The 22796-nt window shown below is 65.8% G+C and carries 24 protein-coding genes and 1 tRNA gene; 9 read left to right on the top strand and 16 right to left on the bottom strand.

Going from position 1 to position 22796, the window contains the following annotated elements; translation table 11 throughout:
• Positions 1-120: 120 nt before the first annotated feature.
• The 6 genes from infC to AAIO73_RS07115 all read right to left on the bottom strand — a co-directional run bounded on the left by infC (position 121) and on the right by AAIO73_RS07115 (position 5854).
• On the bottom strand, positions 121-654 hold the full coding sequence (infC, locus tag AAIO73_RS07140) for a translation initiation factor IF-3 (protein WP_242119809.1): 534 nt from the start codon (positions 652-654) through the stop codon (positions 121-123).
• A gap of 63 nt (positions 655-717) precedes the next feature.
• Positions 718-2730, bottom strand: coding sequence for a threonine--tRNA ligase (gene thrS / locus AAIO73_RS07135; RefSeq protein WP_345877048.1), 2013 nt, complete (start codon positions 2728-2730; stop codon positions 718-720).
• A gap of 82 nt (positions 2731-2812) precedes the next feature.
• Entirely contained in the window at positions 2813-3610 is a 798-nt protein-coding gene (locus AAIO73_RS07130) for a hypothetical protein (RefSeq protein ID WP_345877047.1), read from the bottom strand.
• Between the two features lie 144 nt (positions 3611-3754).
• A complete protein-coding gene (locus AAIO73_RS07125) occupies positions 3755-4732 on the bottom strand; it encodes an acyltransferase family protein (protein ID WP_345877046.1) in 978 nt (325 codons plus the stop codon).
• Positions 4733-5130: 398 nt separating this feature from the next.
• Positions 5131-5331: a hypothetical protein gene (locus AAIO73_RS07120; RefSeq protein ID WP_345877045.1), complete on the bottom strand. Its 201-nt coding sequence runs from the start codon at positions 5329-5331 to the stop codon at positions 5131-5133.
• Positions 5332-5779: 448 nt separating this feature from the next.
• Positions 5780-5854 (bottom strand) — tRNA-Gly (locus AAIO73_RS07115).
• A 146-nt stretch (positions 5855-6000) separates the two neighbouring features.
• Here AAIO73_RS07115 and AAIO73_RS07110 point away from each other — a divergent pair.
• The 5 genes from AAIO73_RS07110 to AAIO73_RS07090 are packed head-to-tail and all read left to right on the top strand — an operon-like array spanning position 6001 to position 8584.
• On the top strand, positions 6001-6909 hold the full coding sequence (locus AAIO73_RS07110) for a tetratricopeptide repeat protein (protein WP_526023775.1): 909 nt from the start codon (positions 6001-6003) through the stop codon (positions 6907-6909).
• Positions 6906-7523, top strand: a complete 618-nt coding sequence (locus AAIO73_RS07105; protein ID WP_345877044.1) for an LON peptidase substrate-binding domain-containing protein — start codon at positions 6906-6908, stop codon at positions 7521-7523. Before AAIO73_RS07110 ends, AAIO73_RS07105 begins: the two co-directional genes overlap by 4 nt.
• Positions 7520-7714 (top strand): Trm112 family protein, encoded by a 195-nt coding sequence (locus AAIO73_RS07100; RefSeq protein WP_242120723.1) that lies wholly within the window; start codon positions 7520-7522, stop codon positions 7712-7714. The genes AAIO73_RS07105 and AAIO73_RS07100 overlap by 4 nt, the downstream gene beginning before the upstream one ends.
• Positions 7711-8118, top strand: a complete 408-nt coding sequence (locus tag AAIO73_RS07095) for a hypothetical protein (protein WP_345877043.1) — start codon at positions 7711-7713, stop codon at positions 8116-8118. Before AAIO73_RS07100 ends, AAIO73_RS07095 begins: the two co-directional genes overlap by 4 nt.
• 1 nt (position 8119) lies before the next feature.
• Positions 8120-8584 carry an NUDIX domain-containing protein gene (locus AAIO73_RS07090; RefSeq protein ID WP_345877042.1) on the top strand — a complete coding sequence of 155 codons (465 nt, stop codon included), beginning with the start codon at positions 8120-8122 and terminating at the stop codon, positions 8582-8584.
• Between the two features lie 161 nt (positions 8585-8745).
• Here the strand turns inward: AAIO73_RS07090 and AAIO73_RS07085 are convergent, their stop codons facing one another.
• The gene (locus tag AAIO73_RS07085) at positions 8746-10536 is read right to left on the bottom strand and encodes an IlvD/Edd family dehydratase (protein ID WP_345877041.1); all 1791 of its coding nucleotides are present in this window, start codon (positions 10534-10536) and stop codon (positions 8746-8748) included.
• A gap of 237 nt (positions 10537-10773) precedes the next feature.
• On the opposite strand from AAIO73_RS07085, the gene AAIO73_RS07080 reads away from it, so the two are divergent.
• Both AAIO73_RS07080 and araD1 read left to right on the top strand, forming a co-directional pair.
• Positions 10774-12093 carry a sugar MFS transporter gene (locus AAIO73_RS07080; protein ID WP_345877040.1) on the top strand — a complete coding sequence of 440 codons (1320 nt, stop codon included), beginning with the start codon at positions 10774-10776 and terminating at the stop codon, positions 12091-12093.
• Between the two features lie 10 nt (positions 12094-12103).
• Positions 12104-13090, top strand: coding sequence for an AraD1 family protein (gene araD1 / locus AAIO73_RS07075; RefSeq protein ID WP_345877039.1), 987 nt, complete (start codon positions 12104-12106; stop codon positions 13088-13090).
• Between the two features lie 354 nt (positions 13091-13444).
• Here araD1 and AAIO73_RS07070 read toward each other — a convergent pair whose 3' ends face one another.
• Positions 13445-13900 (bottom strand): NUDIX hydrolase, encoded by a 456-nt coding sequence (locus AAIO73_RS07070; protein ID WP_345877038.1) that lies wholly within the window; start codon positions 13898-13900, stop codon positions 13445-13447.
• Between the two features lie 84 nt (positions 13901-13984).
• On the opposite strand from AAIO73_RS07070, the gene AAIO73_RS07065 reads away from it, so the two are divergent.
• On the top strand, positions 13985-14575 hold the full coding sequence (locus AAIO73_RS07065) for an alpha-ketoglutarate-dependent dioxygenase AlkB (RefSeq protein ID WP_345877037.1): 591 nt from the start codon (positions 13985-13987) through the stop codon (positions 14573-14575).
• Complete coding sequence (locus AAIO73_RS07060; protein WP_345877036.1) at positions 14568-14954, top strand: HIRAN domain-containing protein; 387 nt, start codon at positions 14568-14570, stop codon at positions 14952-14954. The genes AAIO73_RS07065 and AAIO73_RS07060 overlap by 8 nt, the downstream gene beginning before the upstream one ends.
• Positions 14955-14964: 10 nt before the next feature.
• Here AAIO73_RS07060 and AAIO73_RS07055 read toward each other — a convergent pair whose 3' ends face one another.
• The 8 genes from AAIO73_RS07055 to fliR form a co-directional block, all read right to left on the bottom strand.
• Positions 14965-15918, bottom strand: coding sequence for a zinc transporter ZntB (locus AAIO73_RS07055; protein ID WP_345877035.1), 954 nt, complete (start codon positions 15916-15918; stop codon positions 14965-14967).
• On the bottom strand, positions 15915-16676 hold the full coding sequence (locus AAIO73_RS07050) for a precorrin-2 dehydrogenase/sirohydrochlorin ferrochelatase family protein (RefSeq protein ID WP_526023784.1): 762 nt from the start codon (positions 16674-16676) through the stop codon (positions 15915-15917). Before AAIO73_RS07050 ends, AAIO73_RS07055 begins: the two co-directional genes overlap by 4 nt.
• Positions 16667-17932, bottom strand: a complete 1266-nt coding sequence (gene lysA, locus AAIO73_RS07045; RefSeq protein ID WP_345877033.1) for a diaminopimelate decarboxylase — start codon at positions 17930-17932, stop codon at positions 16667-16669. Before lysA ends, AAIO73_RS07050 begins: the two co-directional genes overlap by 10 nt.
• Positions 17933-18033: 101 nt before the next feature.
• On the bottom strand, positions 18034-18567 hold the full coding sequence (locus tag AAIO73_RS07040) for an NADPH-dependent FMN reductase (RefSeq protein ID WP_345877032.1): 534 nt from the start codon (positions 18565-18567) through the stop codon (positions 18034-18036).
• Positions 18568-18907: 340 nt separating this feature from the next.
• A complete protein-coding gene (locus AAIO73_RS07035) occupies positions 18908-19309 on the bottom strand; it encodes a flagellar export chaperone FliS (protein WP_345877031.1) in 402 nt (133 codons plus the stop codon).
• Positions 19309-20805 (bottom strand): flagellar filament capping protein FliD, encoded by a 1497-nt coding sequence (fliD, locus tag AAIO73_RS07030; protein WP_345877030.1) that lies wholly within the window; start codon positions 20803-20805, stop codon positions 19309-19311. Before fliD ends, AAIO73_RS07035 begins: the two co-directional genes overlap by 1 nt.
• A gap of 65 nt (positions 20806-20870) precedes the next feature.
• The gene (locus AAIO73_RS07025) at positions 20871-21989 is read right to left on the bottom strand and encodes an EscU/YscU/HrcU family type III secretion system export apparatus switch protein (protein ID WP_345877029.1); all 1119 of its coding nucleotides are present in this window, start codon (positions 21987-21989) and stop codon (positions 20871-20873) included.
• Entirely contained in the window at positions 21986-22768 is a 783-nt protein-coding gene (gene fliR, locus AAIO73_RS07020) for a flagellar biosynthetic protein FliR (protein ID WP_345877028.1), read from the bottom strand. Before fliR ends, AAIO73_RS07025 begins: the two co-directional genes overlap by 4 nt.
• Between the last annotated feature and the right edge of the window lie 28 nt (positions 22769-22796).

Genomic DNA, 22796 nt, shown 5'->3' with positions numbered 1-22796 from the left:
TAGGATCGTCGTCCGCTCCGATCGCAGCCGAACGTCAATTCGGTGGAGTCGGCAAGAAAAAGCCGCCATGTCCACATGGCGGGACATGACGGCTTTCTGGACCGGTACGGTCTGGTCAGGTTATTTCGGTGCCAGCACCATCAGCATCTGCCGGCCTTCCATGCGCGGATAGGCTTCGACCTTGGCGATTTCCTGGGTCGCTTCGGCGACGCGCTGCAACACCGCCATGCCGAGCTGACCATGGCTCAGTTCGCGACCGCGGAAGCGCATCGTGACCTTCACCTTGTCGCCCTCGGTGATGAATTCCTCGACCTTCTTCATCTTCGTATCATAATCATGATCGTCGATGTTCGGACGCATTTTGATCTCCTTGATCTCCTGCGTCTTCTGGGTCTTGCGGGCGAGGTTGGCCTTCTTCTGCGCCTCGTACTTGAACTTGCCCACGTCGAGGAACTTCGCGACGGGCGGATCGGCGTTCGGCGACACCTCGACCAGATCGAGCCCGACCTCGGCCGCCTGCGCGATCGCTTCGCGCGTGTACATCACACCCAGATTCTCGCCCTCATGGTCGATCACGCGGACCTTCGGCGACTGGATGAACTCGTTGAATCGGGGGCCGTTCATCGGCGGCGGCGCATTGGGGCGACGCATCATGGGCGGACGGATAGGTGCTGCTCCTTCAGTGTTCGAAAGTCCTATATAGTCAATTCTGCGCGATTACGAAAGGTTCCGCGCAAGATCGGGCGCGAGCGCTTCGTTCGACAGCATCGCGACCAGTTCGTCGAGGGCGATGACCTGCTGCCCCTGGCTGCCCAGCCGGCGTAGCGCGACGGTGCGTTCCTCCGACTCACGCTTGCCGACGACGACCAGCGCCGGGACCTTCGCCAGCGAATGCTCACGCACCTTGTAGTTGATCTTCTCGTTGCGCAGATCGGTTTCGACGCGGATGCCGGCCGCCTTCAACGCCGCCGCGACCTCGTTCGCATAATCGTCGGCGTCGGACACGATCGTCGCGACCACCGCCTGTACCGGCGACAGCCACATTGGCATGCGGCCCGCATGATGTTCGATCAGGATGCCGAGGAAGCGTTCGAACGTGCCGAGGATCGCGCGGTGGAGCATCACCGGGCGGTGGCGGTTGCCGTCCTCGCCGACATAGGTCGCGTCGAGTCGTTCGGGCAGCACCCGGTCCGACTGGATCGTGCCGACCTGCCACGTCCGCCCGATCGCGTCGGTCAGGTGGAATTCGAGCTTGGGCGCATAGAACGCACCTTCGCCCGGCAGTTCCTCGAACTTTGCCTTGATGTCGTCGGACAGGTTCGAAGATAGTACCGCCTCGCGCAGTTCCGCCTCGGCCTTGTCCCACATCTCGTCGCTGCCGAAGCGCTTGTCGGGGCGCAGCGCCAGCTTCACGGCATAATCGGTAAAGCCCAGATCCTGATAGACCGAGTCGAGCAGCTCGCAGAAGTCGCGAACCTCCTGCACCAACTGATCCTCGCGGCAGAAGATATGTGCGTCATCCTGCGTGAACTGGCGGACGCGCATGATGCCGTGCAGCGCGCCATGCGGTTCGTTGCGGTGGCAGCAACCGAACTCGGCCATGCGGATCGGCAGGTCGCGATACGACTTGATCCCCTGGCGGAAGATCAGGACGTGCGCGGGGCAGTTCATCGGCTTCAACGCCATCATGTCGGCATCGGCGCTGACGATCGCGCCCTCGTCCTCGGTATTGGGGATTTCGTCGGGCACCACGAACATATTCTCGCGATACTTGCCCCAGTGGCCCGACTGTTCCCATTGCCGCGCGTCCATCAGCTGCGGCGTCTTCACTTCCTGATAGTCGTGCGCGTCCAAGCGGCGGCGCATATACGCCTCCAGCTGCCGCCACATCATATAGCCCTTGGGATGCCAGAAGACCGAACCCTGCGCCTCCGACTGGAGGTGGAACAGGTCCATTTCCGCGCCCAGCTTGCGATGGTCGCGCTTGGCGGCTTCCTCCAGCCGGGTGAGGTGGGCGTCGAGCTGCTTCTTCGACAGCCAACCGGTGCCATAGATGCGGCTGAGCATCGCGTTCTTCTGGTCGCCGCGCCAATAGGCACCCGACACGCGGGTCAGTTTGAACGCGGCAGGGTCGAGCTTGCCGGTCGATTCGAGGTGCGGCCCGCGGCACATGTCGAGCCACGCGCCCTGGCGATAGATGGTCAGTTCCTCGCCTTCGGGCAGTTCGGCGGCCCATTCGGCCTTGAACGTCTCGCCCTGCTCGGTCCAGCGATCGATCAGCTGCTGGCGGGTCACGACTTCGCGCTCGAACTTCTCGCCGCGGGCGATGATCTTGCGCATCTCCGCCTCGATCAGCGGCAGGTCCTCGTCGGTGAACATGCCGCGGCCGGGCGCGGGCGCGAAGTCGTAATAGAAGCCGTCCTCGGTCGCCGGGCCGAAGGTGATCTGCGTACCCGGATACAGCGTCTGCACCGCTTCGGCCATGACGTGGGCGAAGTCGTGGCGATGCAGTTCGAGCGCGTCCGCCTCGTCCTTGACCGTCACCAGTGCCAGCGACGCGTCGCCGTCGAACGGGCGGTTCAGGTCGCGCACCTGCCCGTCGACCCGCGCGGCGATCGCCGCCTTGCGCAGACCCGGCGAAATCGCGGCGGCGATGTCGGCAGGGGTAGTGCCCGGCGTCACCTCACGGACGGCACCGTCGGGGAGGGTGATGCGGAACAATGCGGACATGCGAAGCGACCTGCGATGCGAGGGGGATAAACGCCTGCCGACTAGCCGCTGGGCGCGGGGAGGGCAAGGATGCGTCGCCTCGTCACTCCACCGCCGCACCGGCATCGGTATAGGTGATGCGAATCCGAACCCAACTGCCGACCAACGGCCGACCACCGACCCGCGGCGGCAAAATGCGAAACTGCCACGCCGCCTGTCGCACCGCGCGCGCCAGGCCCGACCCGCTCGCCGATTGCCCGATCTCGCGGCAATCGGTCACCTGGTTGTTCGGGATCGTGCGGCACGCGACCTCGCCCCAGCCGGGCGGGGCGTTGCGCGGCAGATAGGTCGACAGCTCGGCATGGGTCGGGCGGCGATACCAGTCGGCGGCGTAGAGCCGCTCACCGCCACCGCTGCCGCCGCCGGCATCGGCCTCTGCATCGCCATCGCCACTGTCGCCGGTCGAGCTGCCGGTACCGACCCCTTCGGTCCCGCGCGTGCCGGGCGTGATCGCGGCGCGTGCGAATTCGCGACCGGTCATGGGAATGACCTTCGACCAGACGTCGGACGGTCGCTCGGCAGGGACCGGCGGGGGTGGAACCTCGGGCGGCGGGGTTACGGTGGCGATCGGCTTGACGGTCGCGGCACTTCCCGCAGCGGCCTTGCGCTGGACCTGCTTGGCCGGGGCGGCGGCGGGGGCTACCTGGTCGGCGGGCAGCATGTCGACGACCAACGGCGATTTTTCGCCCGGCGGCGGCGACATCAGCGTCGGGGCGATGCGCAGCAGCAGCCACAGGATCAGCGCATGAATCGCCACGACCAGCGCCAGCGTCGTCAGCCGACGCGACAGCGGCGGCGGGCTTTGCGCGGAGAACCGTTGCTGAAGTGCCTGCGTCGCCACGCCGATCCCCCTAGCGCAGCCCAAGCATCAGGGCGACGGGAAAGAAGGCCCTTGCCGTTCCGTCAGCGACGAAGTGCGTATCGCGGACGCGGATATCGGTCGGCACGCGGGACCGATCGTAAGCCGATACGCAGCAAGCTCCGCCTATGACCTTGCGGCGACCGTCGCCTTCTTTGGACCAAGAGCTGCACGCACGGCATGTGCTCCGTAGAGTTCCACTGTTCTGGAACTACCGACCGCCAGCGCCAGGGTGATGATTAGACCGCCAATGACCAGCAGCATCGCCCCTAAGGAATTTGCGTCGCCAAAAGCGATGTTCTGCATACCGACCAGCTTCGGCGAAAGAACCTGAAACAATATCGTCGCGACGATACTGTGGATCAGGTAGATTCCGAACGAGTATTTCGCGATACGTCGTAACGCAGACATGTGCAGCGGCGTCTTGATGCCGGACGAGTCGATGACGACCACCGAAAATACCAGGATGTAGACCAATAACAACCGTTCGATGCCATGGACGGCCGCGCCCCGGCAGAACAGCATGAAGGCCGCCAACAGGAAGGTCGCGATCGCAACGCCCCTCGGTATCTGAACGTCCCGGTTGCGTGACAACAGTACGCCGAAAAGAAAGGACGGGACGCAGCGGAGGATCCCGAGCGACTCTTCCTGGATGGCGGTGATGCTCGAATCCAGCTCCGTGGCGATATGGGAACATATCGCAAGCGCGGCGGCGAGTATCACCAGCAGCGCGAGATTGAGAGAGGGCAGCCGCCGCAAGATCCTGAGGGCCGGAAGAGCGAGACAGCACCCGAAAATCGCGCTTACCGCCCAACTCGGATAGTTGTACGTCGCGAATTCGCCGAAGCCCCAGCTGTGGGTCAGCGTCAGATGCGGGGCGAAGGACAATAGATCGTATCGATCCGGGTTCTTCGGGTGAACCAGGTCGAGGACGATTGCGACCGCCAGTATGAAATAGAAGGCGAGGGTCGCGATATGCAGCGGGTATAGTCTCGCCAAGCGATCGACGATGAACTGACGATACAGCTGCGGACCATAGGTTTTGCGATCGACCACGTTGCCGACAAAGAATCCGCCGAATACGAAGAAATATCGGTGAAACACGCGAAGTAACGCGAGACGTCATAGGGCAGATCGCCCTTGGTAAAATAATAGGGGAGATAGTGATACAGGGCAATGCCGAGGCACATCACGCCACGTAGCCCGTCGAGGCCGTGCAATCGTGTCGTTGGTGTTGCGGCTTGCACGGACATATCCCCTTTTCGCCCGAACTGTGAAGATCAGAACGCAGCCCGTTCCGTAGTGGCGATTTGTTCACGCCGCGTTAGTGGCCACGTCCAGAACCGGAGTCCCAAGCCTAAGCGTTCGTCCGCCACGCGTATCGATAACCGCTACAGACACGAATCGACTGCCTAACGCCTCGTACCCAGCGACATCGGAGTGCCGTCACCGCGCCCTTTGGCATTGATGCGAATGGTTGGCCCCGCACATCGGAAGGAGATTCAGCAGGATCGCCGTTGCTGCATCGAATCGCCAAGCATGTCTTGCAAGTGGCGAGTCTTTTCCGACATATTTCGGTCCGCGCCATCGGCGGCGATATCCGTTCCGAAATAATATTGACACCAGATATTCTGATCGGTGTCCCGTCGATCGGCACGGAAAATATCGAATACTGCATTCAGTAATTCAGTACCGGCGACCATGTCTTACCCCCAGACAAACTGACCCCTTTCAGCCCCGTCCGCCATGGTAACGGTTTCACTATATGAATCCTATAGTGATTTTAGGTGACTGTCCCACCACGGTTCGTCAGCGGGTCGATCGGTGCGGGGAAGGGGCGGGGCAGCGCCCATCCGAGCACATGCGCGTGCGATCGTTCGCCGGTTACGGCCGATGCCCGTCCTTGCCGAATATGGTCACCGGTTCTGCCAGGCCGATCGTCTGCCGGGATGCGTAGTCGGGCGTGTTGGGCAAGGGCGCGCATCGCAAACGTTGTGCCCGGCGTCCGCGTTTGCCGGTCGACCGGCGCACGGGCACCTCTCCGACAAGACGGTGCAGCGTCGGGTCACAACGTCCGCGGCCATTTGTGTCGATAGGGTGGAGTGACGCCAGCCGCAGTTCGCGGCATTATCGTCAAGTCTTTAAGAAGACTGGAGCGGGCGAAGGGATTCGAACCCTCGACCCCAACCTTGGCAAGGTTGTGCTCTACCCCTGAGCTACGCCCGCTCTGGCGTTCCGAACCGGCGGACCGGCTGGGGTGAGGCGGGCTATTAGATGGGGGTTTCGGATCGCGCAACCCCCTAAATCACTCTTTTCTGAATCATCCTGCGTGCCCACATAGGGAGGACGCTTTCAGGATAAGGAATCGCCGCTTGGCCACGCTAGGATTGACCGCCCCGGAAAAGGAAGCTGTGGAGGCGTTCCGTCGCGATGTCGTCGAACCGTCGATGACCCAACTGGTCGTCATCGATTTCTGGGCGGAATGGTGCGGGCCGTGCAAGGCGTTGACCCCGATCCTCGAAAAGGTGACGGCGGCCTATGCCGACAAGGGCGTCGTGCTGGCAAAGATCGACACCGACAAGAACCAGTTCATCGCGTCGCAATTCCAAATCCGGTCGATCCCGACCGTCTATGCGATGTTCCAGGGGCAGCTGGTCGCCGACCTGACCTCGGCCCGCACCGAGAGCCAGTTGAAGCAGATGCTCGATCAACTGCTGCGGCAATTGCCGGTACAGCCCGGCGAGACGGCTGGTCCCGATATCGAGCCGCTGATCGCGATGGGCGAGGAGGCACTGGCCGAAGGTGACGCAGCGCGTGCGCTGTCGATCTTCGATCAGATCGCCGATATCGCACCCGACGATGCACAGGTCGCCGCCGGCCGCGTCCGTGCGCTGATGGCGCTGGGTGAGCATGACGCGGCGCAGGCGGCGCTGGATGCGCTGCCCGAGGACGCGGCAAAGCTGCCCGGCATCGAACAGGCGCGGGCAGCGCTGGCGCTGGCGCGCGATGCACAGCCGGTCGACGATCTGGCGGGGCTTAAGGCCGAGGTCGAGGCGAACCCCGACGATCATGACGCGCGCTTCCGGCTGGCCGGTGGGCAGATGGCGGCGGGCGACCGCGACGGCGCGGCGGAATCGCTGCTGAAGATCGTTGCCGCCGACCGGTCGTGGAACGACGATGCCGCGCGCCAGCAGCTGTTGAAGCTGTTCGAGGCGGTCGGCCTCGAGGACCCGTGGGTGTCGCAGCAGCGCCGCAAGCTGTCGGCGATCCTGTTCGGATGAGCGCGCGCGTCTCCGTCTTCCCGCTGGCGGGGGCGCTGCTGTTTCCGAACATGCATTTGCCGCTGCACATCTTCGAGCCGCGCTATCGCTCGATGGTGTCCGACGCCCTGGCGCGCGACCGGCGCATCGGCATGATCCAGCCGCGCCCGGTCGGCAGCGATACCGAAAAGCCGCCGTTGTTCGATATCGGCTGTGTCGGGCAGATCGTCGATGTCGAGGCGCAGGCCGACGGCTGTTACGATATCGTGTTGCGCGGGGTGTCGCGGTTCCGCGTGCTGCGCGAACTGGATGTGACCACCCCGTTCCGGCAGGTCGAAGCGGAGCTGCTGCCGGTCGTCGGCGACACCACGCTGGCGCTGGCCGAGCGCGCGTCGCTGGAGATGGAGGCGCGTCGCTTCGCCGACCGGCTGGGCTATGCGGTCGATTGGGAATCGGTCGGGCGACTCGACGACGAAAGCCTGGTGAACGGTATCGCGCAGATCGCCCCGTTCGACGTCGCCGCCAAACAGGCGCTGCTCGAAGTCGACGCATTGTCCGACCGCGCGGAACTGATCGTACAGCTCATGCAATTCTTCGGCAGGCATGGCGATGACGAAGAGGCGACGCTGCAATGACCGCACAAACCGCGCGCGAAGGGGTGACGATCGATCCCTGGCTGTTGTCGATCCTCGTCTGCCCGGTGACCCGGACGCGCCTCGACTATGATGCGGCCGCGCAGGAACTGGTCTCGACCGCCGCCGGCCTCGCCTTTCCGATACGCCGGGGCGTGCCGGTCCTGCTGGTCGAAGCGGCGCGGGCGTTGTGAGCCGGGATCTGAGCGGCAAGTGGAGCGGTATATTCAACTATCCGCACACCAACCCGCCGACCGCGTTCGAGGCCGATATCGCGGATCTGGGCGGATCGATCGTCGGTACGATCCACGAACCCGACCTGTATTCGCAGCCGCCCGGCGCACTGATCGCCGCCGCGATCGACGGGCATGTCGAGGGCGCGCGGATCAGCTTCAGCAAATTCTACGACGATAGCGTCGGTTACGCCGATATGGTCGTCTATGCCGGGGTGTTGAGTGAGGATGGTTGCGAGATCAGCGGGCGTTGGGACATTCCCGGCGTCTGGTCGGGCAGCTTCCTGATGATCCGCCCGGCGAACGAACCGGCCGCGGCCGATGTCGGTGCGGTCGTCGAGCGGAACGGGCCGATACGGGGATAGCATGGCGCTGATCCATCGGTTGCTGGGAAAAGTGGCGCGGCTGGTGTGGCGCGTCACCCGACCGCGGACGATCGGCGTGCGGGCTGTGCTGCTGGATGCGGGCGACCGGATCGCGCTGGTCCGCCACAGCTATATCGACGGCTGGTATCTGCCCGGCGGCGGCGTGAAGAAGGGCGAGGCGATCGTCGATGCGCTCCACCGCGAACTGGCCGAGGAGGTGGCGATCGAAGGCGCGACGGTCGAACGGGTGCTGGGCGTCTATCACAGCCGGCGCGAGGGCAAGGACGATCATGTCGTCGTCTATGTCGCGCGGGCTGCGGTCGACACGCTGCGTGGTGCCGATCGGCTGGAATTGGCGGAAGCCGGGTGGTTCGACCCCGACGCGCTGCCGACGGGGACGACGCCCGCGACGCTCCGCCGGATTGGAGAGTGGCGGGCCGGTATGACCGGCGGGGGACCATGGTAGCAGCCACGCATCGTGCGAACGCTATTCCAACCCCATCGTCGCCCCGGACGTGATCCGAGGCGACGTTTTTACTGGCAGTAGAAGAACAAACGGAACCCCGGGTCTGGCCCGGGCGCCATGGGCGGGTCGGGCGCGATTATACCTGCGCCGACCGCCTCGCCTTAGTGATTGTCGCGCGGCAGGCCGCGGGTCTGGGCGATCTTCTGATAGGCCTCGGCGCCTTCGAGGATCGCGCCGGTTGCCATCTGGCCCACGACCGAACGCTGGATTTCTTGCCACGGGGTCTGCGACGCCGGATATTGGTAGCCACCTGCCGCTTCGAGTTCCTGCCGACGCTGCGCCAACTCTTCGTCCGACAGCAGTACGTCGGCGCGGCCCTTGCCCAGATCGATGCGGACCCGGTCGCCGGTGCGCAGCAGCGCGAGGCCACCGCCTGCTGCCGCTTCTGGCGAAGCGTTGAGGATCGAGGGCGAGCCCGACGTTCCCGACTGCCGCCCGTCACCGATGCACGGCAGCGCGCTGACGCCTTCGGTGATCAGGTATGCGGGCGGACGCATGTTCACGACTTCGGCCGCACCCGGATAGCCGATCGGGCCGGCGCCGCGCATGAACATCAGCGTTTCGGGCGTGATGCCAAGCGACGGATCGTCGATGCGGTGGTGATAATCCTCCGGCCCGTCGAACACGACCGCCGGCCCTTCGAACGCTTCCGGGTCGTTCGGGTTGGACAGGTAACGTTCGCGGAATTCGGGGCCAATCACGCTGGTCTTCATGACCGCCGCGTCGAACAGATTGCCCTTGAGCACGATGAAGCCGGCTTCTTCCTTCAGCGGCTGGCCGAACGGGCGGATAACCTTTTCATCCTCGATCACCGCGTCGCGGCAATTATCGCCGATCGACTTGCCGTTCACGGTCAGCGCGTCCTCGGCGATCAGCCCTGCACCCATCAGTTCGCGGACGACCGCCGGCACGCCGCCGGCGCGGTAATAATCCTCGCCGAGATATTCGCCGGCGGGTTGGAGGTTCACCAGCAACGGGACCTTATGGCCCTGTTCCTGCCAATCCTCGATCGGCAGGTCGACGCCGATATGACGGGCGAGTGCAGCGAGGTGAATCGGGGCGTTGGTCGAACCGCCGATCGCCGAATTGACCTTGATCGCGTTGTGGAACGCTTGCTTGGTCAGGATGTCCGAAGGCTTGAGGTCTTCGCGGACCATGTCGACGATGCGGAGACCCGTGCGATAGGCAATTTCTTGCCGGTCGCGATACGGGGCCGGGATCGCCGCCGAACCCGGCAACTGCATGCCCAGCGCTTCGGCGAGCGAGTTCATCGTCGTCGCCGTGCCCATCGTGTTGCAATAGCCGGTCGAGGGGGCGGAGGACGAGACGAGGCGGATGAATTCCTTGTTGTCGATCTCGCCGGCGGCCAGCATCTGCCGCGCCTTCCACACGATCGTGCCCGAACCGGTGCGCTCGCCCTTGTGCCAGCCGTTGAGCATCGGCCCGACCGACAGCGCGATGGCGGGGATGTTGACGGTCGCGGCGGCCATCAGGCACGCCGGCGTCGTCTTGTCGCACCCGATCGTCAGCACCACGCCGTCGAGCGGATAGCCGTACAGCACCTCGACCAGACCCAGATAGGCGAGGTTGCGGTCGAGGCCCGCGGTCGGGCGCTTGCCGGTTTCCTGGATCGGATGGACCGGGAATTCGAGGACGATGCCGCCCGCCTCACGAATACCTTCGCGCAGCCGTTCGGCGAGCACGAGGTGGTGACGGTTGCAGGGCGACAGGTCGCTGCCGGTCTGGGCGATGCCGATGATCGGCTTGCCCGACTGCAATTCCTCCTGGCTCAGCCCGAAGTTCAGATAGCGCTCGATATAGAGCGCCGTCATGTCGATATTCTCGGGGTTGTCGAACCAGGCGCGGCTACGCAGGGGGGGCATGTCGGTCATGGAAATTCCGGTTCAGCGAGTGGACGGGCATAGGCAATCAGGGTGCAGGCGGCAGCGTCGGCCGACACGGGCGCGGGCGGTCGAATCGGACGTGTAGCCCGTCATCGACCCGCATCCTCCCCCGTATCAAGCGCCGTTGACGCCATGCGTTGGCCCATATAGTCAGACAAAATCGAATTGAGCAAGCGATGCGACGGACCAAACCGTCCCGCAGCCGTAAAATGGGAGAAGACGAGGATGCCCGCCCCAATATCCGCGCGCACCGGCGCGGTGCCACAAGGCGCATCGGGCGCCAGTTACGCGCCGGCGCTGACGCTGCTGGCCAGCCTGTTCTTCATGTGGGGCTTCATCACCGTCATTAACAACACGCTGCTGCCGCATCTGCGCAGCGTGTTCGACCTCAACTATACCCAGACCACGCTGATCGAGAGTGTTTGGTTCATCGCCTATTTCTTCGCGTCGATCCCCTCGGCCAAGCTGATCGAGCGAATCGGGTATCAGAAGTCGCTGGTGATCGGTCTGCTGGTGATGGCGGCGGGGGCGCTGGGCATGGTGCTCGCCGCCAGCCTGCCCTCCTATGGCGTGACGCTGGTCATGCTGTTCGTGATCGCCAGCGGCATCACGCTGCTGCAGGTCGCGGCCAACCCTTACGTCGCGGTGATCGGTCCGTCGAATACGGCGTCGGCCCGGCTCAATCTGGTGCAGGCGATGAACTCGGCCGGCACGATGCTCGCCCCGCTGTTCGGGGCCTATCTGATTCTCGGCCGGTCGAAGGGCGGCACGTCGGAGGCCGGCACGGTGCTGACCCAGGCCGAACGGCTGGCCGATGCGCAGTCGGTGATCCTGCCCTATGTCCTCGTCGCGGTCGTGCTGATCGTGCTGGCGGTCATCATCGCGCGCTTTCCGCTGCCGGCGATGGGATCGGCGACCAGCCGCGTCGCAAAGGAAGAGCGCAAGAAGCATTCGCTGTGGAACCACCGCAACCTGGTGTTCGGCGTGCCCGCGATCTTCATCTACCTGATCGCCGAGATCGGCGTCGCCAACCTGTTCGTGAACTTTGTCAGCCAGCCCGATATCGCCAACGTCACCAACGAACTGGCCGGGCGCTACCTCACCTTCCTGTGGGGCGGCATGATGGTCGGCCGCTTCGTCGGCAGCTTCGTGATGCAGAAGGTCGACGCGGCCAAGGTGCTCGCCTTCTTCTCGATCGGCGCTTTCGTCGTGATGCTCGGCGCAACGTTCCTCAGCGGACCTGCGGCGATGTGGTCGCTGATCCTCGTCGGGCTGTTCCATTCGATCATGTTCCCGACGATCTTTACCCTCGGCATCAAGGGGCTGGGGCCGCTGACCGAGGAAGGATCGGGGCTGCTGATCATGGCGATCGCCGGCGGTGCGCTGGTGGTGGTGCAGGGTTGGCTGGCCGACCGCTATGGCCTGCAATGGTCGTTCCTGCTGACCGCCGCATGCGAACTCTACATCCTGTTCTACGCCGTATGGGGATCGAAGGTGACCAACCCGATCGACGACGTCCCCGCCGATACCGACGTCTTTGCATAAGGAATCTTCGATGACTCTCCGTCTGTTGCAGCGCGTCGTCCCGTCGCGCGCCGTGATCGCCGCGACCGATACGGCGGCGCACATCGTCCCCGGCGTCGACAGCGTCCGTGCGCTGGCACTGCGCGCGATCGACGCCGGCCACAGCATCGCCGACGAGGTTGCGGCACTGGGGCAGGGCGAGGCGGTCGATGTCGCCGCGCTGCTCGATGCCGGCGCGATCGGATCGCCGATCGATCACGAGGATCCGGCGCATGTGATCATGACCGGCACCGGCCTGACGCATCTCGGTTCGGCGGAAGGCCGCGACAAGATGCACCGCGCTGCCGCCGAAGCCGCGACCCAGACCGATTCAATGCGCATGTTCCTTGAGGGCGTCGAGGGCGGCAAGCCCGCCGAGGGTCAGGTCGGCCAGCAGCCCGAATGGTTCTACAAGGGTGATGGCGGACAGATGGTGGCGCCGGGCGGCGACTTCACCATGCCCCATTTCGCGCAGGACGGCGGCGAAGAGCCCGAACTTGCCGGCATCTATATCATCGGTTCGGACGGCACGCCGCACCGCATCGGCCTCGCGCTTGCCAACGAATTTTCGGACCATGTCACCGAACGCCACAATTATCTGTGGCTGGCGCACAGCAAGCTGCGCCAGGCATCGGTCGGCCCCGAATTGCTGGTCGGCACCCCGCCCGAGCATATCGAGGGGACGAGCCGCATCGTCCGGGGTGGCGAGACGATCTGGGAAAAGCCGTTCCTGTCGGGCGAGGCGAACATGTCGCACAGCCTGTCGAACCTTGAACACCACCACTTCAAGTACGCGCTGTTCCGCCGGCCTGGCGACATTCATGTCCATTTCTTCGGCACGGCGACCCTGTCCTTCTCGGACGGGGTGCGGACGCAGGAAGGCGATGTGTTCGAGATCGCGGCTGCGCCGTTCACCCTGCCGCTGCGCAACCGGCTGACGCGGGCGGGGGAAGAGGCAGTGACGGTGAAGCTGCTTTGACGACGGCGGACTAAGCCTCCCCTTAGACTGTAACGACAACAGTTAGAACCGTTCGTGATGAGTAGGGGCTGAGCGAAGTCGAAGACCCGTATCGAAGGACCAGCCATAGACGGTCCTTCGATACGCCATTTCGACAAGCTCAATGGCTACTCAGGACGAACGGGTCAGGCTCCATGTCATCGGGTTCCAAAGGGCGGCCGTTACCGCCCCCGTTCGCTTCGAGCGGAGGTTCGAGCTTGTCGAGAACCGTAGTCGAGAAGGGATTGCCCCGAACGACCCGTTCTCGACGGACGCTTCTCGACTTCGCTCGAAGCTGCTCGAACCGAACGGGTACCCTTTGGGGTGCCGACCCGGCTACCCCAGCAACGGCTCGATCCGGTCGAGCAGCGGCAACTGGCTCTTCAGCATCAGCGTGCGCGCCTCCGCGACCGGCATCCAGCGTGCCGCATCGACCTCCGGAAAGGTCGCACGGCGTCCGCTGCGCGGTGGCCATTCGATCTCGAACAGGATGCTGGTGATCGCGCCCGTATCGACATCCTGTTCGGCGGCGAAAGCGGAGACCGACTTTCCGCCTGCCTGTCGCACCATGCCGAGCGGTTCAAGCGGGCCGGTGACGGTCACCCCCAGTTCCTCCGCCACTTCGCGGCGCGCGGCGTCCTCGACCGCTTCATCGGGTTCGACATGGCCTTTCGGAATCTGCCACGCGCCGACATGGCGCCGTGCCCAGAAGGGGCCGCCGGGATGGACGAGCAGCACGGCCGGCGCGGGCGTTCGACGATAGAGCAGGATGCCAGCGCTATGCTGTGGCATGGATTTGTCCCCGATTTTCGGGCGATCGTATCCGTCGCCCCTGATTGATGGACAGACGCCGCTTACCCATGTTGCGTTCCATCGATGCCGCAACTCGACCTCTTCGCCGCCGAACCGGTACTCCCCGGGCTGACCCATGGGTCGGCGCTGGTGGCGGATGACGAACTGCCCGCACTGGCGGCGGCGATCGACGCCGCGCCGCTTCAGCCGTTCCGGTTCCAGCAATGGACCGGGCTGCGGCTGACCGCGTCCTATGGCTGGCATTATGATTTCGAACAGGGTCGGGTGGGGCGGGCCGAGCCGATGCCCGACTGGCTGCTGGCGGTGCGCGAACGTGCCGCGGCGTTTGCCGGGCTGCGGGCGGATGCGCTCGTGCAGGCGCTGCTGACCCGCTACGATCCCGGCGCAGGCATCGGCTGGCACCGCGACCGACCGGTGTTCGAACATGTCGTCGGCGTGTCGATCGGCGCGCCCGCGACGCTGCGTTTCCGGCGACGACGGCCCGAGGGGTTCGATCGCTTCGCGTTGCCGCTGGCGCCGGGATCCGCCTATCACCTTACCGGTGAGGCGCGCTGGGACTGGGAACATGGCATCGCGCCGATGGCCGAAACCCGCTGGTCGATCACCTTTCGCAGCCTGACCGATCGGTTCGTACGGAGTTTGCGCGATGCGTGAGTTGAGCCTGCACGTCGTTGGCGCCGACCATCCCAATCGCGGCGGCGGCAATCGCCGGTTCGAGATTCTGCTATGTGTGCCAGGCGAGGTGGTGACGCTGGTCCCCGAACCGCGCAACCCGGTCGATCGCAATGCGGTGATGGTGGTGAGCGCGCGGGGGGTGCAGATCGGCTATCTGACCGCCGACCGCGCGGCATGGATTGCGGCCATGTTGCGCAGCGGACGCGCGGTGGCGGCGATCTTTCAGCAGGCGACGCCGCCGGGTGCGGCGATCCGGGTGGCGTTCGACGGCGCGGTGCCCGTGCTGCCCCGGCCGGTCGTGCCGCAGAGCGATCCCGAACCCGATTTCTGGCCCGACGAACTTCCGCCCGACGATTGAGCTTCGGGCGCTACCGCCCGATCCAGTGTTTGCGCACGAACCATGCGACGATGCCTGCGCTCATGGCGATGCACAGCCCGACGACCCCGGCGAACGCCCAGGGTTCGTCGGCAAAGGGAATGCCCTTCACATTCATGCCGAGCAGGCCGGTGACGAAGGTCAGCGGCAGGAACACCATCGCCACGATCGCGATCTGGAGCGAGCGCTGGTCGAGCTGTTCGGCGCGCAGGTCGGTGAGCGTTTCGTGGATCAGCGCGGCGCGTTCGCGGATCGAATCGACCTCCTCCGCCATGCGCGCGGCACGGTCGGCGGCGGCGGCGAGGTGCAGGCGATCGTCCTGTTGCAGCCAGTCGCCGGGCAGCTGCCCCAGCTTTTCGAGCGCGGAGCGCTGCGGCACGAGGAAGCGGCGATAGCCGATCGCGCGGACGCGGGTGTGGGTGACGGCGCGGCGCTGTTCGAAGATGCGGGCGGGGTCGAGCGCCTCCTCGCATTCGTCGAGCGTGTCGCCGAGATCGGCGATCAGCGGGTCGAGTTCTTCGGTGATGGCGCTGGCAAAGGCGACGATCAGGTCGCCGGGATCGGCCACCGCGCCACCCTCGACCCGGTCGACGACGGTGTGGAACGCGGTCAGCTTGCGCCGGGTCACCGAATGGACCCGCCCGGCGCTGGCATAGAGCCGGACCGAGGCGAGCGGATCGGCGCTAGTCAGCACATCGTCGGACAGGCCGCGCAGGTTCACGAACGCCCCCTTGCCGATCGCGTCGCAGCGCGGGCGCGTCTCGACCGCGGTCAGCGGGTCGATGACATAGTCGGGCAGATGGGCATGGTCGCTGAGCCACGCGGCGACCGCGCCGCCATCGCCGTGCAAATGGATCCACACGAAGCCGCCGGTCGCATCGACCGCCGCCGACGGATCGACCGGCGTCGCGCTGCCCCCCTCGATATGCCATGCGCGGCACTTCATGCGAGGTCGATCGTCAGGCCCGGGAGCGGTTCGGCGGGCACCGGGCCGGCGATCCGCACCGCATCGGCGCGCGCCCGGTCGAGGATCGCGGGCGGCACGTCGGGCCGGTGGTGGATGCGGTCGGCCTGTCCCAGCCAGCGCGCCTCACGCAGGGTCAGGTCGTCGGGATCGGTCGAGCGCAGCCGGATCGTCTCGACCCGGCCCGCGACCGGGGCGGCACCCGCCAGCCACGCCGCGACCGCATCGTCGGCATGTGGCACCATCGGATCGAGCGGACCGCCGGCGGCGATCGCCGCTCCGATCGCGCGGCGGCGGTCGCCGCCATTGGGGAAGCGGATACGCAACTTCGCGCGGGCCGCGCCCAGCCCCTCGGCCAGTCGCCCGACCCCCGCGGGCAGCATCGCCTCGAGCCGCTGGCGGATCGCCGCCGCGAGACCCGCCGACACGCCGCCGGTCGAGATCGCGATCAGGATCGGCGAACGGTCGACGATCGCGGGCAGGGTGAAGTCGCAATCGGCGGGGCGGTCGACCGCGTTGACGAGGATGCCGCGCGCCTTAAGGGCATCGATCGCGGCGCGCGCTTCAGCATCGTCCTCGACCGCGACCACGGCGATGCGCGCGTCATCGGCATCGGCGACGACGGTCAGCCCGCTGCGTTCGAGCAGGCGGCGCTTGGCATCAGCCGCTTCGCCCTCGCCGATCAGGATCACGCTGCGCCCGGCGGTGCGCAGCAGGATCGGCAGCCCGTTCACAGCCAGGGCGGCAGGCGGTCTGCCTCAGCCAGCGCCTCGATCGGCGGGCGTTCGCGCACCACCGCGAATTGATCGCCCGACACCAGCACCTCGGGCACCAGCGCGCGCGAGTTGTAGGTCGACGCCATGGTCGCGCCGTACGCACCGGCGGTCATGAACGCGACCAGATCGTCGGCGGCGACCACGTCCATATCGCGGCCCAGCGCGAAGGTGTCGCCGGTCTCGCACACCGGGCCGACGATGTTGGCCACCGCCCGCTCGCCGGTCGGGGTGACCGCGCGGATGTCGTGATAGGCGTCGTACAGGCTGGGACGCAGCAGGTCGTTCATCGCCGCGTCGACAACGACGAACGGCGCAGTCGCGCCCTGCTTCACGCGGATCACGCGCGACACCAGCACCCCGGCGTTGGCGACGATCAGCCGCCCGGGTTCGAACATCAGCCGCGCGTCCCAGCCCGCCGTCGCCCGCGCGACCATCGCGCCATAATCGGCGGGGGAGGGCGGCAGCGGCTTCGCCGGATCATAGGGGACGCCCAGGCCCCCGCCCAGATCGGCATGGGTGATGGCATGCCCGGCGGCGCGCAACTCGCCAATCAGCGCACCGACGCGGCCGAATGCGGCTTCGAGCGGCACGAGGTCGGTCAACTGGCTGCCGATATGCACCGCGACGCCGCGTACCTGAATGCCCGGCAGCGACGCCGCATGGGCATAGGCGGCGGGAGCGGCGTGGTAGTCGATGCCGAACTTGTTCTCCTTGCCTCCGGTCGAGATCTTCGCATGGGTGCCGGCGACCACGTCGGGGTTCACCCGGATCGCGATGCGCGCGACCTTGCCCAGCGAGCAGGCGACGGCGGAAAGCATGTCGAGTTCGGGTTCGGATTCGATGTTGAACTGGCCGATGCCGGCGTTCAGCCCCTGCGCCATTTCGTCCGCCGTCTTGCCGACACCGGAGAACACGATCTTGTCAGGATCGATCCCGGCGTCGAGCGCACGGTACAGCTCGCCGCCCGACACCACATCGGCACCCATGCCGGCGCGGGCGAGCGTCGCCAGCACCGCCTTGTTCGGATTGGCCTTTACCGCGAACGCGACCAGCGGCTCGCCCGTGCCCAGCCCCGCCACCGCATCGCGGAACACGCGGACATGGCGTTCCAGCGTCGCGGTCGAATAGACATAGACCGGCGTCCCGACCGCATCGGCGATGGCGGGCAGGCTGACATCCTCGGCATGGAGCGTGCCGTCGCGCAAGGTGAAGCAATCCATGCGCCCGCCTTTAGAACGGCGCGCGCGCAATGAGAATGGTCGAAACTATCGATACCCGTTGAGTCTGATCCGGCACCGCTTCCACGCAAGTGGATCAACCACTAACGCGCGACGAAGCCGATCATCTGTTCGACCATCAGCCGCAACTGCGTATCGGCCTTGTCGATCGCGCCGTCCTCGACGGTGTTGATCGCGACCCCGATCGGCGTCGGCCAGCCGCGCAGCGCATGCGCCACGGTGCGCAGCGTGCCGAGCGTCGCCACCGCCGCCTGCCACCCCGCCGCCGTCGCGACCAGCCCGACCGGCATGCCGTCGAAATAGACGCGGTCGTCGCGGCGCAGCATCTCGACATGGTCGAGCGCATTCTTGACCAGCCCCGACAGCGTCCCGTGATAGCCGGGCGACCCGATGATGATCCCGTCGGCATCGCGCAGCGCGCGCAGGAACGACTGAATCCGCGCGTTGCTGCCCGCCGTTTCGGGTTCGTAGTTCGGAAAGTCGATCGCCGGCCCGGTCAGCAACGTCGTGCGTGCGCCCAGCATCTTGGCATGGCCCAGCGCGCGTTCCAGCGCGGCGGCGGTCCCCGAAGTAGGGCGCAGCGTGCCCCCCAGCGCGACGATATGCGGTTGCTTCATGCGCGCACCGCTAGCGGATCGGGCGCGGCGATGCCACCGTTGAGAAGGGGGTAGCTGGCAAACGCCGCCACCGCCCACATCCGTCATCCTGGGCCAGACCCGGGATCCCGCTACTTCGTTTGCAGTGAGTCACCGGAGCATGGTGGACATGGGTCCAACCCGTTCGTCCTGAGTAGCCATTGAGCTTGTCGAAATGGCGTATCGAAGGACCGCCCGAGGCCAAGTGCTTCGATACGGGTCTTCGACTTCGCTCAGCCCCTACTCAGCACGAACGGTTCTACCTATTGTCATCCGACGCCAGAAACCGGAACTGGAATGAATGCCGATCGGCCGCCCCGATCTATCGCGGCCGCACCGTCTCCCATGCTTCGGCGATATCGGCCAGCGACGCGGCGGCGTTCAGGAAGGGCTGCGAATCCTGTCCGATGCTGGCATTGACGATCTGTTCGCGCAGACCCGTATAAAGCCGCGACAGCGTCTGCGACAGGTCGCCACCCTTATCGAAATCGAGACCGGCTTCGAGCGCGAACAGGATCGCGGTCGCACGGGTCACGCGGTCGCCCTTCATCGCATATTGGCGGTTGTCGGTCGCCCATGCGGCGGAGCGGAGCGCACGGATCGCTTCCTCGTACAGCAGCGACACCAGCGCATGCGGGTCCGCGCCGCCGGTGCGCGCCGCCAAGTCGACCGAGCGATAGGTCTGGGCGGGATCGCCGGCCAGGGCGGTGGCATAGCGGGTCATTACTCGCTCCGCGTCCACATCTTGATCTGGTTTTCCATGAAGGTCTGCTGGGCCTTGTACGCGGCGACGCGGGCTTCGGATGCCGCGAATTGCTGCGTCATCCGGGTGGAGGTCTGGTCGGTCTGTTCGGCGACCTTGGCCTGTTCCTTGGCCAGCACGCCCTGTGCGTCGGCATAGCGCTTGTCGCTGGCGCCGAGGCCCAGCGTCGTGCTCTTGGCGGAGGCGGCGATGCGGTTCAGCGTGGCGGGCAGGCTGGTGCCGACCGTTTTGTCCGATCCGGTACCTTCGGCGAACATCGCCTCGACCGCCTGCGGATTGTTCGCCAGCGCGGCGGCCAGCGCGTCCTTGTCGACGCGCAGCGTGCCGTCATTATTGGTGGCGATACCGATCGATGCCAGCGTCTTGGGGCTGCCGTCGGTCTTGCCTGTCAGATCGGTGATGGTCAGCTTCTGCAACGACCGCTTGAGCGACAGCGCCGCCGGATCGGCGCGCAGGTCGCCGGTGATCGCATCGGTCGCCTTGTTCACCGATGCCAGCATCTCGTTATAGGCGGCGATGACGTTGTTTACCGCGTCCTTTAACGCGTCGGTCGGCGTCGACGAACTGAGCGTCACCGGGCCATCGGTCGTGACCGCCTTCAGCTCCATCTTGACCCCGTCGGCGCCGGTGATGGTGTTCGACGCACTGACCATCGGCACGCCGTCGACGCTGAACACGGCATTGCCGGCGCGGGTCACGACCTCGGCACCGTCGGTGGTGCTGCTGTCGAAATCGACGTTCAGCCGCTCCAGCCCCGGCGATGCGCTGCCGTTGTCGGGGGTCGCGGTCAGGGTGAATGCCTGGTTCGCGCCGTCGGTGCTGCGCAGGACGAGGCGCTGGCCATTGGCGTCGGTCACGACGCTGGCGGTGACCCCGGCCTTGGCGGCGGTGATCTTGTCGGCGACCCCCTGCAGCGACGCCGCGTCGCTCGACGTGATTGTGATCGGCGGGATGGTCGTCCCGTTCGACGTGAACGTGCCGTCCGAGCCGACGCTGCCCAGCTTGAGCTGGAGGGTACCGGTGCCGACCGATGCGGTGGTGCTGAACGATTCCTTGGTCACCGCGACCTGCGACGATGCCAGCCGCGCGACCGAGACGCTGGCGTTCAGGCTGGTGACGGTCTTGCCGCTCGCCACCGATACCTTGACCGCCGATCCGCTGCTGCTGAGCTGGGTCGACAGGCCGCCGGTCTCGGCCAGCGTCTGCAGCGCGCTGGCAAAACCGGAAATGCCCGATTTCAGTTCGGATACTGCCGAAATCTGCGCGGTCAGCGTCTCGGACTTTTTGGTCAGCTGCGCATTCTTGTTGGCGAACTGCGCTTCGACCAGGCTCTTGACCAGCGCGGTCGTATCGACGCCCGATCCGGCGCCCAGCGCGTTGGCGAGGTTGGGGGTCGTCGCCTTGGTCGTGGTGGTCGTCGGGGTCGACGCGGTCGCACTGCTGGTCGTGATCGCCATCGTCTACTCCCCGCGCGAACTCTCACCCCATCAAGCGGCAGAAGCGCGGGAATCTTTAGCCATCTTTAAGCGGAAATCTTTCCGTTCTCATCGAACCGCGCCTCGGGTGGCACGGTGACCGGCGGCTGGATGCCGCCCGCCTGCCGGTTGACGCCGAACACGAACGCCAGCACCGTCGCAATGGCGAGGTACAGGTCGTCGCGAATCTCCTGTCCCTGCTTGCTGGTGTAATAGACGGCACGGGCGAGCTGCGGATATTCGAGCATCGGGATTTTCGCTTCGGCGGCCAGTTCGCGGATGGCTAGCGCGGTCGCACCGCGCCCCTTCGCCACCACCACCGGCACTTGGTCGCGGCCGTGATCGTAGCGCAGCGCGACCGCGAAGTGGGTCGGGTTGGTCAGCACGACATGCGCCTCGCCGACCGCGGCCTTGAACCCGCCCTTCAGGATTTCGTGGCGGCGCTGGCGGATCTGTGCCTTCACATGCGGATCGCCGTCGCTTTCCTTATGCTCGTCGCGCACTTCCTGCTTGGTCATCTGAAGGCGCTGCATCCGTTGGAAGATCGCCAGCGGCACGTCGAGCCCCGCGATCAGCACCAGCCCGCCCGCCATCACGAACAACAGCGTCAGGAACGTACCGCCCAGGTCCGAAATCGCCTGTTCGACGTTCGACGACACGAGGCCCATCGAGCTGACCGCCGCCGATTTGAGCATCACATAGCCGATCGCGCCGAGCAGGATGACCTTCAGCAGCGACTTGCCCAGTTCGATCCACCCTTGCGGCCCGAAGATGCGCTTCAGCCCCGACGCCGGGTTGATCCGCGACCCCTTGGGCGCCAGCGCGCCACCGTTGAACTTGATGCCGGTCAGCCCCGCCTGCGTCACGATGCTGGCGACGACCGCGAAGATCAGCACGCTGCCGACCGGCATCGCCAGTTTCCACCCCGCCTCGACCAGCGGGCGCCATGGCTGGAAATCCTCGACATCGGCACGGCCGAAGCGGAAGCTGGCGGTCATCACCGCCTTGCACGCCGCGACCAGCGTCGGCCCGAACATCGCCAGCCAGCCGCACCCGGCCAGCACGACCAGCGCGGTGCCCAGTTCCTTGGATTTAAGGATGTCCCCGTCTTCGCGCGCCTTGTCGAGGCGCTTCTGTGTCGGGCTTTCGGTTTTATCCTCGCTCATCCAGCGCCTCCCAGCACCAGCCTCTGCGCGGCGTCGAGCGCCTCCTGCACGATGACCAGCATATAGTCGGTCATCGCCGGCAATGCGACGAACATCGCGATGACCCCGACGAACAGGCTGGCCGGCAACCCGACCGCGAACAGGTTCAGCGCCGGGGCGGAGCGCGACAACATGCCCATGACGAGGTTCAGGCAAAGCAGCAGGAACCCGACCGGCAGCGCCAGCAACAGCCCCGACAGAAAGGCGTAACCTCCGAAGATCGCGATATTCTCCAGCTTGGCGGGCGACAGCCACGCCGCACCCGGCGGCAGCAGCTCATAGGATCGCACGATCAGGTCGATCAGGATCAGATGCCCGTCGAGCGACAGGAACAGCAGCGTCAGCAACACCGACAGAAAGGTACCGAGCGCCGGGCTTTGCGCACCATTCTGCGGATCGACCATCGCCGCGAAACCGATGCCCATCGACATGCCGATGACTTCGGCGGCGATCAGGGGTGCTGCGAACGCGATCTGCAGGACGAAGCCGATGGCGAGGCCGACCAGCCCCTCCGCCGCAATGCTCAGGAAGGTAGTCAGTGAGAAGACTTCGGTCGGAATGGCGAAGGCCTGCGCATGCAGCACCAGCACCGCGATCGCCCCCGACAGCAGCACCCGCACCTGCACCGGCATCGCCACCGCCCCGAACACCGGCGCGACGATGAACGCCGCCCCGACGCGGACCATGGTGAAGAGCAGCGCCCAGAGCTGCGGCTCGACCGCGAGGCCGAAGCCTAGCATGCCGGTGTCTTCCTTTGCCGTGGAAGCG

It is taken from the genome of Sphingomonas epibiotica (assembly GCF_039615155.1).
In the GTDB taxonomy this organism is placed as follows: Bacteria; Pseudomonadota; Alphaproteobacteria; order Sphingomonadales; family Sphingomonadaceae; genus Sphingomonas.
Note: the sequence above shows the minus strand (reverse complement) of the source record. Positions and strands in the feature narration are given on the sequence as shown.